The 11,465-nt window shown below is 47.9% G+C and carries 9 protein-coding genes; 2 read left to right on the forward strand and 7 right to left on the reverse strand.

The window, feature by feature from the left end:
* Window positions 1–126 precede the first annotated feature (126 nt).
* Together KDK15_RS03525 and KDK15_RS03530 are read right to left on the reverse strand one after the other, a co-directional pair.
* Window positions 127–849: a hypothetical protein gene (locus tag KDK15_RS03525; protein ID WP_257293983.1), complete on the reverse strand. Its 723-nt coding sequence runs from the start codon at window positions 847–849 to the stop codon at window positions 127–129.
* Between the two features lie 442 nt (window positions 850–1,291).
* On the reverse strand, window positions 1,292–4,300 hold the full coding sequence (locus KDK15_RS03530; protein ID WP_257293984.1) for a hypothetical protein: 3,009 nt from the start codon (window positions 4,298–4,300) through the stop codon (window positions 1,292–1,294).
* A 236-nt stretch (window positions 4,301–4,536) separates the two neighbouring features.
* Between KDK15_RS03530 and KDK15_RS03535 the strand changes: the two genes are divergently transcribed.
* A complete protein-coding gene (locus KDK15_RS03535; RefSeq protein ID WP_257293985.1) occupies window positions 4,537–6,054 on the forward strand; it encodes a YifB family Mg chelatase-like AAA ATPase in 1,518 nt (505 codons plus the stop codon).
* Between the two features lie 31 nt (window positions 6,055–6,085).
* Here the strand turns inward: KDK15_RS03535 and KDK15_RS03540 are convergent, their stop codons facing one another.
* The 4 genes from KDK15_RS03540 to KDK15_RS03555 all read right to left on the reverse strand — a co-directional run bounded on the left by KDK15_RS03540 (window position 6,086) and on the right by KDK15_RS03555 (window position 9,210).
* Window positions 6,086–6,577, reverse strand: coding sequence for a hypothetical protein (locus tag KDK15_RS03540; RefSeq protein WP_257293986.1), 492 nt, complete (start codon window positions 6,575–6,577; stop codon window positions 6,086–6,088).
* Between the two features lie 681 nt (window positions 6,578–7,258).
* Window positions 7,259–7,930, reverse strand: a complete 672-nt coding sequence (locus KDK15_RS03545; RefSeq protein ID WP_257293987.1) for an OmpA family protein — start codon at window positions 7,928–7,930, stop codon at window positions 7,259–7,261.
* Between the two features lie 30 nt (window positions 7,931–7,960).
* Window positions 7,961–8,605, reverse strand: a complete 645-nt coding sequence (locus tag KDK15_RS03550) for an MBL fold metallo-hydrolase (protein ID WP_257293988.1) — start codon at window positions 8,603–8,605, stop codon at window positions 7,961–7,963.
* Window positions 8,606–8,883: 278 nt separating this feature from the next.
* The gene (locus KDK15_RS03555) at window positions 8,884–9,210 is read right to left on the reverse strand and encodes a hypothetical protein (protein ID WP_257293989.1); all 327 of its coding nucleotides are present in this window, start codon (window positions 9,208–9,210) and stop codon (window positions 8,884–8,886) included.
* Between the two features lie 410 nt (window positions 9,211–9,620).
* Between KDK15_RS03555 and KDK15_RS03560 the strand changes: the two genes are divergently transcribed.
* Window positions 9,621–10,823 (forward strand): dicarboxylate/amino acid:cation symporter, encoded by a 1,203-nt coding sequence (locus tag KDK15_RS03560; protein WP_257293990.1) that lies wholly within the window; start codon window positions 9,621–9,623, stop codon window positions 10,821–10,823.
* 22 nt (window positions 10,824–10,845) lie between these two features.
* On the opposite strand, the gene ribH is transcribed toward KDK15_RS03560, so the two are convergent.
* A complete protein-coding gene (gene ribH / locus KDK15_RS03565; protein ID WP_257293991.1) occupies window positions 10,846–11,331 on the reverse strand; it encodes a 6,7-dimethyl-8-ribityllumazine synthase in 486 nt (161 codons plus the stop codon).
* Window positions 11,332–11,465 lie beyond the last annotated feature (134 nt).

The following is an 11,465-nucleotide window of genomic DNA, read 5'->3' on the forward strand; positions in this document are numbered from 1 at the left end:
ATGTGCTCAAAAAGTACTGGTAAATATAAAGCACCATCGTACATCAGCTTTGGTAAATAAGCCCTGTGACTTTATGGAACGATGGCTTACCAGTACTTTTTGAGAAGTTACATGAAACATAACCCTCTAAAGTCGAGCCTTAATGATATTATCACCTACAAAGTCGATAGTTTTTCTGCTCTCTTCCATTATTTTATTTTGTGTATCTTGCAGCATTTTTTTAAGTTCCTGAGGTTTTGTGTTTTCTGATTCAATCTGCTGCTTTGTTTCACTGATAGTTTTTTCAAGTGGTGCTATTTTGTTATCGATATGATCGAAAATCTTATCTGCTTTTTCACGCAGCGAGCTACTATCAAACTTGTCACTTTTATTCGTCAGTTCATCAGCCAGGTTATCAAGAAGGTTTTCATATTTCATATCTTCCTGATTAATAGGTCTGCCTGCCTCTGCAAATAGTTCTTCTACCATATTATTTCTTTCAGTCAGTCTTTCGTTAAGCATTGTTTCCAATTTATCAAGAGACTGACTTAACGTATGAATTAGTTCGTAGTTTTTTCCTGCGTCAGGATCGAGTTCAAACTTTTTCAGTGCATCCTGAATGGTTTGTATCTTGATTTTATTGCCTTTAAGGAGACTGCTCACCTGATCCATAGAAAGAGCGGTAATACTCTCAAAATCTTGTATGGGCTTATTACCAGGTCCCTCTCCTTTTGCCTCCGGAAGCTGATTGGGAACATCCGCCTTCGTGACCGAGATTCCTTTAAGGCCCCCCTTAACATCAACAACGGGAGCCTGAGTCGTTAAATTATTAACAGCTACAGCATTAGAATTATTAACATTTATCGACATCTGCTCTCTCCGTGAACGATTAATGAATAACTCTTCAGAGTTTAGATCATTGAATAACCACAACATCAGTGAGACTTGCAGTCCTCACAAAATGGGCTTACGCAATAAGATGGTAATGTGCTACCTCGATAAACCGCTGACTAATGACGGAGTTTTGACAAGAATATTTCCTGCCGTTGTCTGATTGTTGTCATTTCAATAGGAAGAGGGTGCAGGGTCACCTCCTGAACATCTGGGGTTAACCCAAAGTGTTGAAAGTACTCCTTGATATAGTCTGCCATCATAACTTTGTCCCTATTGTTATGTTTTGAGTTTGATTGCCGGAGAACCAGCAACTGATTTATTCAGCGATTTCTAAGATGTGAACCAGAAATCCCTGTTGCCACCGCGGTTGCATCAACAGCCTTGAATACCCACAAGCTCAACAAAGGCATAAACCGCTTCACTTGCCACCACCGAGTTCAACAGCCAGCACCGCAGCGACCTGATAAAGACCCCGAATCAGCAGTGTCAACCCAAACTGACCATGATTATTCCCCAGGTTATCCTGGCCGTTACTGGTGTAATCCTCTGGATATTGGTATCGGTAAGGAGTAATTTTCTGATCCGGGTAGACTTCCGGTGGATAACACCGGTTTTCATTAAGGCTGCGGGCAAAACAGTCAGAATTCAGATTCTGCCGGGCAGTCCATAATGTGGTTTCTGCTGTGGTTTTTTCCAGCCATTGCTGAAAGATTTCCGGTGATTCAAAATACTCTGCGGTTTTCACCGATCTGCCGACCAGACCGGATAAAAAGGCCCCGATGGCCTGATCAATAAAAGCACCGAGTTTTGCCCGGCCTTTGGCATCCTTATAATGGTAATCCGAGTCATCCCGGTGCATTCTGGCGTAATGGAGCACCGCTGCCACCATATTTTCACAAAAAGCGTTCATGAATGCCGCACGCTGATCAAAGCCTGGTGGCATAAAAGCAGTAGCATCAGCGGCATCAAAATAGCTAGTGATTCCGGGATAAAATTCCATATCGCCAATGTCCCTTAAACCGGAGTAACCCCAATCCGATTCATCAGTAGCCTCGCTGTCCCAGGCAGTTAATGCTCCGGGAAATGCCCGGCCATGGTCAAACATAAAACAGAGAAACAGCTCTCGGCGGTTATCTTTAAAGGAATGGTACGCCTGGATCGTGGAGGTGTGCACAGCGCCCAGGCTGCTCCACACCCCCAAGTCATAACTGGCGTTAATCAAGCCCTGCTCTGCGCGGGTACTGTTGCCGTAAAGGTCTTTCTGATGAGCCAGTGTGCTGTAATCCTGATTGCGTGTAGTGAATTGATACATCAGATAAAAACACCGGCTGCCCAACGCCACCGTTTCCAGCCTTGAACGAAAGCCGGCAAAGATGTCTTCAGGCATCAGCTCAACCGGTACCAGCTTCAACCCGACAGGCCAGGGTACTTCACTTTTCAGCGATCCCCCAAGGCCGTGGTTCCAGACAAAACGGTGGACTGCCTCTTCCCGGAAAAAATCTTCCAATGGCTCCCCAGAGCGCAGAAATTTCATACGGGATGTCTCCGTCCGGGTGTTCGTCATTAACGCCCGCCCCCCATAAACAGTACAATTCCCGGATAACGGCTGCGTCAATACTGGCAACTGCGCCTGGTCCAGTCTCTGTTTCTGCTGGCAACAGTGCTGCTCAATGGTTTGCTGTAGCGCATGCCCCATGGCAAGGTTGCGCAGGGTAAACGGAGCACTGCTTAATAAGGTTTTCTTCAAAAATATACTGCTGGAAAACTTGAGTTCACCATAAGGTTGCGGCTCCAGCGGTTCCAGCAAAATGTGTCGATGCAATATCGGCTTGCCCCGCTGTCGGCAGGACAATGGCAGACTGGTATCCCCTCTGGCGACCATTGCCTGGCGAATGTCCTGTGGGAGATATTGAGGGGCAACGGCCAGCAATAAATCATAAGGTAGCTGGTGGCGAAGGGATTCAGGCACATGCTCTATGGTTTTTAAATATGGATCGGTAGCCTCAAGGGCCAAACAACAGACATCCATGGTTTTTAACGGCGCTGGAATTTTTTTCAGGGAGTATGAGCCACTGCAGGCCGCCAGAAACAGAAGATCGGGATGATCCTGAAATTTTTTTTCTGGCACAGAGCAGTTAAAGGGGGAGATTCTCAGTATGCGCCGATATAAGTCCACCGTTAGAAACGACTCAGGAATAGAGCAATCAGTTGCACCTGCCCTTATTGCCCGCTCGACCCATTCAGCATGAGCACGCATCAAGGATGGGGGGCATCCGGAAATGGAACCAGGCCATTTATCCAGATATCGTTGGCAAAAATCTTCTGTTTTTGCAGAATCAGGCAATTGCTTCAGGAGTGAAGAACTCCATTGCTTGTGAAAAACCTCATTGGCCAGCTCCGGGTGCTCCAGGAATATTTGGCGGGGGATATAATCAAACTGTTTCACCAGGTCAGTTTGCCTGATAGCCTTGACGCAGCGCTGATAAGTACGTAAAGACTGCGGAATATAGTACAAACTAGTAATTCCCAATTGATCAATCAGCTGATCTGCTACCGATTCTGAAATAGAGTCGCAGAGAAAGTTTAATTTCTGTACTGCCATGGAACATAATTCCGGGTAAAACGTCGCACAAGGATTCACAAACTCAATTAACCTGGGATTGTTTTTGATCGCCTCCAGGCACATGGAATAATTTTGATGTTCGGGGGGCACATACTTCAGGGTATCCGGGCAAGTAGCCACCAGAGTAGAATACTGAACTGACTGGAGATAATCAGAGGCGATATTGACTGGCAGAGCACCAATCTGAAGGCAAAATTGATTAAACGAAGGGGTTTTCAACCGGGCCGGGAGATTTTGATAAGTCCAATCCAGATGCCTGAGCTTTTGTTTCAGACAGTCCAGGGCAAGGGCTGCAGTGATTGCAGCCGGAGGCAAATCCTGGAGATACAATCTATAGTCACTGACCTGGTCAGCCGTCAGCACACTCTTCAGAACCTCTGCCCGGGTATGTTGAAGCACCCAGGCTTCACTCAGCCAACGAGAAAATTTTATCCTTTGGTTAAACTCTTCTTTACTGGTTATTTCCTCTGGCAGCTGTAAATAACAGGCAAGCAACTGACGTTGCTGGTCAGATACAGGACGGGAAGGACCATCAATAAAAGGGTCAGCAGAAGGTTGAATAGTAACAGAGCGAGGTAGCCCGGGGTGTTTTGCCACTGTTGATTTCAGTAACCCCGCAGTGGATGAAACTGCCAGATGCATTACTCCCGTTTCAACTTCGGCTAAAGCGACATTGGTAAAGGCAGAAGACGTGATGAACTGGTGATTGTCGCTATCATCAGAGGGATTGCACACAGCTGTTTGCGCATCTTTTATTTGTTTCTTCGCTAGTAAAGCATTACTGCAGCAGTCAACGGTATTCATAATTTGACGCTTTAAAAAAATCATTTTTTATCAACAAGGGGCTATTTTTTTAATAACCAAGAGGCTGTAAATATAAATATTTATTTTGTTTTGACTATAAGGATGAAAAGAAGTTCCTGATTATCATTGTTGAACGTTTGAATTGCAGTTTCAGACATGCGTGAACTTAGACAGCAACTCTGGCATAAGCTGCTATCTTTGATCGTTTAACGTTGTTTAATCGGTCAATAATAACAATGCCTTCCACACTGGCGCAGGTTTACACTCGAGCAAATCAGGGCATACGTGCACCTGCGGTTTCGGTAGAAGTCCATCTTTCTCAGGGCCTGCCCGGTTTAAATATTGTCGGGCTACCTGAAGCCGCTGTCAGGGAAAGCAAGGATCGTGTACGAAGTGCCCTGATCAACAGCGGCTTTGACTTTCCCGATGGTCGAATCACGGTAAATCTTGCCCCGGCAGACCTCCCGAAAGAAGGCGGCCGCTTTGACCTGCCCATTGCCCTGGGCATTCTGGTGGCTTCGGGACAACTGCCGGGTGAGGCTCTTGGGGATAGAGAGTTCCTAGGTGAACTGGCGCTTTCCGGCCACCTTCGTCCTGTGCGGGCGGTGCTTCCTGCTTCATTAGCCTGCAAAGACAGTAACAGGGCATTGATTCTTCCGGAGCAGAATGCTGCTGTTGCCGCCATGGTCAGCAGTGTCACGATTATTGGCACCCGAAGTCTCCCGGAGGTTTGCGCTTACCTGCTGGAGAAGACGCATATTGAACCGGCAAAACCCGACCAGAATGGTTTTAAGACAAACTATCCAGACCTGGCGGATGTCCAAGGACAGGAGCAAGCCAAGAGAGCCTTGTTGATTGCCGCTACCGGCTCTCACCATTTGCTGCTCTTTGGTCCACCCGGTACCGGAAAAACCATGCTGGCCAGCCGCCTGCCCGGATTGCTGCCACCGCTGACAGAGACCGAAGCCCTTGATGTGGCCGCGATACATTCACTGACATCCAGCTCTATGGACACCCTCTGGCAGCGCCCTTTTCGCACACCGCACCACTCCTCTTCATCGGTTTCCCTGGTGGGCGGTGGCAGCATACCTCAACCGGGGGAAATCTCTTTTGCCCACCATGGCGTTCTATTCCTGGATGAAATGCCTGAGTTTGCCCGCGCGGCGCTGGAAATACTCAGAGAGCCCCTGGAAAATGGTGAGGTAGTCATCACCAGGGCCAAAGGTCAGGAACGTTTTCCCGCCCGATTCCAACTGGTCGGCGCAATGAACCCCTGCCCCTGTGGTTACCTGGGCGACAGTCAGCGAACCTGCCGGTGTTCACCGGACCAGATCAGACGTTACCGAAACAAATTATCCGGGCCGTTACTGGATCGTATTGACCTTCAGATTGAAGTGCCATCGCAGACTATCCAAACCATGATGGAGCCTGCTGTTCAGAACAACGATAAAACCGCTTCAGAACAGCTGAGAGACCTGGTCATCAAAGCCCGGAAAAAACAGCAGGCAAGACAGGGAAAAATCAATTGCCAACTGTCGTCCAGAGAGCTGTTTGAAGTCTGCGCACTGGGTGAAAGGGAGAAAGGGCTGATCGCCAGGGCATCCGAGCAGCTGCAAATCTCGACCCGCGGGCTGCATCGAATTTTACGGGTGGCCAGAACCATAGCCGACCTTGCAGGCAGTGCCTCGGTGCTAAGCCCGCACCTGGGAGAAGCCCTGCAATACCGGCAATTGGATCGTCAGTCGCTGGAATAGTTTTTCACCAATCATTCTCTGCTGAATGAAATTACCCTGCCTTATAAACCTCTTGCCAATTTATGGGATTTCGCCTGGGATCAAGGCCATTACTGAAAATATAAAATTCTGCTAACGATTTATGACTGTATGTACGCCCATTACAGACAACAAGATCATCTACCTTGGCATAAGCAATACAACACTCTTCAGACAGCCCGTCCCTGGATATCTCAGCGGGCAGGCCTGGCATCTCATCGAAAGGAACAATATTTGCTTTTAGAATCCGTAAATACTCCGGCTCACTCTCCTCAGCAGAAGCCTGCTGGCCGACAATAGTGCGCTCCCGGACGATATTCGCCAATATGCCCTCAATAACTGCATTGGTCATCTCCACGCGTTCACTATCCCCAGCGTTACCAGGCAGGCACTGTAAAACAAGTTCACGTATACTCCGGTCACTTAGCTGAGGCTCATCACGAATATTTAAACGAAGTGGTGCCTGGCCAGGAACCAGCAGGTCTATTGTGTCTGGCTCACGCATACAGCACGGACAAAAAATCCTTTTTATACAACGCATAAAGCCCGACCCGCGTCCCTCAGAACTCCCTTGAGCTGAGTCCTCGCGAAGCCTGTCTTGCAAAGTCCCAAGGTCATAACTTGCTGCTCTTGCCTCCACTGAAATCACTCCTCTTAACTGTTAGACATAAGTTATGTTTTTTTAGCCGTCCATTAGACTCCACAACCCAGAGATTTATCCTTCTTGCCAATAAAAAAAACCGTGCCGACGATAAACGTAGGCACGACTGCAAAGACAATCATTTGCCGCTCTTTATCGAGCAGTTTTTAAGTATCAGGCCAGCGCCATTTCACCGGCTGGAGCCTAAACACTTTTCATCAGTTCAGGAAAGATTGAAAAGTTTGCGCTACCATTACCGAATCTGAAACACTTTGAATAAACTGGCAAAGGTGATCCATGCGGGCAGCAAATGTATCAAGATGCCGCTGAGTTCTTTCTGTACACTCAAGGTGTCGCTCCATATGAGCCTGCTGCTTGCAGAACTAACTGAAATATTCTGGTTTTCTATAAGAAGGCCACAGCCCTCCCTATAAACGACAACTGACACCAATACCATCCCTTAACCCGCCATAAACTGCGGAGCTTCACTCCCCGGACAGGCACAGACCTGTGCAATATCCCGGGGGGAACTCCGCCTCTTTATCATTAGCGCGGCTGGACGGGAAGAAGGTTGATTTCTACGCGGCGGTTTTTGGCACGCCCTTCAACCGTTTTATTGCTGGCAACAGGCTCTGCAGAGCCCCGGCCATAGGCAACAATGCGGTCACCACTGACACCCTGAAAAGCAATATAGTTGGCAACACTGTCAGCCCGGCCCTGGGACAGAGGCACGTTTATCTTATCCCCCCCGGTACTGTCGGTGTAACCAACCACTTCGATCATGTTACGGTCATACTCCCTGAACACTTTCGACACAGAACCCAGCACCGGATAGAAAGCAGACTTGATATCAGATTTGCTGGAGTCGAAAGTGATATTGGATGGCATGATCAGTTTCAGCTCATCACCCTGGCGGTATACCTGCACACCAGTTCCCTGCAGCTCAGCTCTCAGTGCTGTTTCCTGCCGATCCAGATAGTGGCCATAACCGGCACCTGCAGCACCACCAATGATGGCGCCTTTCAGGGCACCATCACCACCATCGGCGATAGCACCAATAGCAGCACCCGCCAGAACACCACCAAGGCCATACCTGGTTGACTTGCTGGCCTGTTGTTCACCGCTGTAGGGATTGGTTGTCTGACAGCCTGCCAGCAAAGACCCTATCAACGTTCCCGTCAACAGAGTTGCGACGGCAAATAATTTTTTCAATGGCATAATGGTTTTCCCCTGAATTCGGCTCAAAACTTACAGGAGGCGAATAATACTATTTTCCCGGATTTCTTCACCTATTGTGGTATCAGGACCATGTCCGGCGACCACAGTAGCTTCTTCGTCCAGCCTATAGATTCTTTGTTTGATCGACCGTTCAATAGCTTTGTAATCCCCGCCCCATAAATCTGTTCGTCCAATTGACCGGCGGAACAGCGTATCCCCGGCGATAAGAAGCTTTGGCCTGGCAAACCAGAAACACATGGAACCAGGCGTATGCCCGGGAGTGTGCATGGCCACACCTTCACAGCACGGTAGTTCTTCATCATCTTTTAACCAATAATCCGGATCTGGAACCGGGCGATAAGGAACACCGAACATACGGCATTGCATTTCAAGGTTATCCCAGAGGAATTTATCCCCCTCATGGAGATAGATTGGCGCACCGGTCTGCTTTTTGATATCGCCACTGGCAAGGAAATGGTCCAGATGAGCATGGGTATGAATCAGAGCGACAACCTGTAAATCCAGCTCCCGAAGCTTTGCCATAATAATGTCAGGATCGCCACCGGGATCCACGACAAATGCCTTACGGGTGACCGGATCACCAATAATTGTACAGTTACATTGCAGAGGCCCAACAGGGAAAGTCTGCCGGATCAAGGCTGGTTGGTTTGTCATTTGACCTTCACAGTAGTTTGCTTTGTTCGGCCAGGATTCTAATATTATTTTTCTGCCGGGTCTTTCACTATCTATGCTGTTGCTGGTAAGGAAAGTACTGCCAGGTATTTCCAGCGGTCAGTGGGCGCTTTTTGGACATTACCCTTAGCGAACTTTTTATCCTGAGAAATGGGAATAATCCGGTTAAGTATTCATTGCTGACGCTTCCATACTCCTTCTGTACAAAGGTTATCATTGCTAATAAAAAGAAATAAAAAATAACTTTTTAAAAACAGAGTTCATTTTTCCGAACTGACTAGAAGGATGGATTCAGATCTTTGAAGCAGAACTCTGCTCTGCCCTGAATAGGTACGCCTCCCTCCCTGAAGCCTCATTTTCTGCATCAGAGCCACATTATTAACCAAGCCAGCAGGATCAACCCGCGGAAATGCGCTCTGCCCGGGATAGGGAAAGTTCCATTCCTGAATGTACTCATCAGCATCATCCGAATCCTCTGTGGAAAAGCCCTCCGGGATCAGGGAGCATTTAGGGTAGATCCACTCTTTTCTGGTCGGCCCGGACCCTGGCTCAGCTATGGATAGTGAAAAGCGGATTTGTCTCAACACGTTACTACTCCTCAGTTCCTCAGTTCCTCAGTTCCTCAGTTCCTCAGTAATTCAGCAGACATCACTGTATGGAATCATTAGTATGCAGCTGCACAGGCCTTTGAGGTAGGTAGTGTAGTCAAAAAAAAACTGGTCAGAAGTACCAAAAAGTATTCGCCTCTAAATTTACGTGGTAATCCATTGATTAAATTAATAGCCACAACCAGTCAAGCAAACCAAACAATGATAAATTAGATCAAGAATGAACCTATCCACACCAATACGCCAAAACAACCTATGTAAATACCAAAACAAAATAATAACCAGTAAAAATCGTGTCTATTCTCATAATTCAATCCAGTAGACAGATCCCAAAAGCTATGCAGTCAGGTAAAAAAAACACGGAAAAACAACACATTATAAATGGCACTATGATTCTACTCATAGCCGGATCATTCGGAGTGATCACAGGATGGCTTGACCTGAATGAGTTCAATCAGGCCGGTGATGTGGTATCCGACCTGTTTATTCGAATGCTGAAACTGATCAGCCTCCCCATTATTTTTTTCGCCCTGGTTTCCACCCTTTCCGGAATGGGCGAAGCGTCAGAGGTAAAGCGCCTGGGTGGCCAGGTTCTGAAATACACAGTGATCACTACCCTGGTTGCCGCTACTGTTGCCCTTGCTCTTTACTTATTCATTGCCCCGACGGGAAAAGCAGGCTCATTAGCCGGAGCTGCCGGACCTTCAGGCCACTCTGGCAGTTATTGGTCTTATCTGCTTGGCGTGATTCCTGCCAGTTTTATTGAGCCCTTTTATACTCAGAATGTGATGGGCGTATTGTTTCTGGCCCTTCTGCTCAGTGCTGCCACCATGGCTTTAGAAAACCGGCATAAGGCAGTTCTGCATGCCTTTTTTGACAGTATGTTTGCTGCCATCATGAAGATGACCGGACTGATCCTCAAACTCATGCCTCTGGCGGTCTGGGCATTCGTTAACCAGTTTATCCACGATCTGCAGAGTCAGAAAATTCTCCAGGACCTTGCGCTCTATCTGCTGTGCGTAGTGCTGGCCAATATCGTACAGGCTGGCCTTATGTTGCCACTGTTACTGAAATTCAAAGGCATTTCACCCTGGCAAACCATGAAAGCCATGTGGCCAGCACTAACCGTGGCATTTTTTGCCAAATCATCGGCGGCGGCCCTGCCCTATGCCGTTGAATGCGCTGAAAAAAACATGAGAATTCAGAGCAAAGTGGCCCGTTTCAGCCTCCCTTTGTGCATTACTGTCAATATGAACGCCTGTGCTGCTTTTATATTGATAACGGTTCTGTTTGTTTCACAAAGCAATGGCGTCATGTTCTCGCCCCTGGAGTTACTCTCATGGATAATCATTGCCAGTATTGCCGCCATTGGTAATGCCGGAGTGCCCATGGGCTGTTATATGTTATCCAGCGCATTTCTGGCCGCGATGGGAGTGCCACTGCAACTGCTGGTTATTATTCTGCCGTTTTATGCGTTGATTGATATGCTTGAGAGTGCCATTAACGTGTGGTCAGACTCCTGTGTAACGGCCATGGTTAACGCAGACCTGTCACCCGCTATGGATTTGGGAGAGAGCCAAGTGGGGCAGTGATCCGACCTGAGTTCAACAAGTTTTATCCTTTTATCTGGTTTACCCAGTGCAACAGTTCAGAGGTCGCGTAGACTGCCTCTACGCCTTTGTTCATGTGATCATCACCAGATCTTTTTTTCGCATCCTCAACGCTATCCACCCCGATCACTTCATTAATCACAGGCTTGCCGAAGCGCTCAGTTACACCCATAAAACCTTCAAATACACCATGAAGCACCATCTCATCGTGACTGGTGATACCTTTCAGAACCACCCCAAACGCCAGGATAGCATCCAGGTCAGGATCTTTTTCAAACAGAATTCGTGCCGCAAGCGGCAGTTCCAGTGAGCCCGGGACTTTGTGAATAGAGATATTCTCCGGCTTAACATCCAGCGCCAGCAGCTCTTTTTGAGCCCGGTTAATCATGGCATCGACACAGTCGCTGTGCCAGCTGCTGCCGATAATCGCCAGCCGTGCATGAGGAATTTTGTGGAACTGTTCCGGGGTTTTAGGAAGGCCTGCGCCCATCAGGGATACTCCTTTAAGTAACGATTAAATAATAGTGTGAAAATCAAAGTTAGCTGGCTAAGGCTCTTGCGGCAAACCTGTCTAGGAGGCTGTCCGAGAATAGCGCCCGTAGCGAGGATTGCGAGAAATTGAGG

The organism is Endozoicomonas sp. YOMI1 (genome assembly GCF_024606345.1).
In the GTDB taxonomy this organism is placed as follows: Bacteria; Pseudomonadota; Gammaproteobacteria; order Pseudomonadales; family Endozoicomonadaceae; genus Endozoicomonas.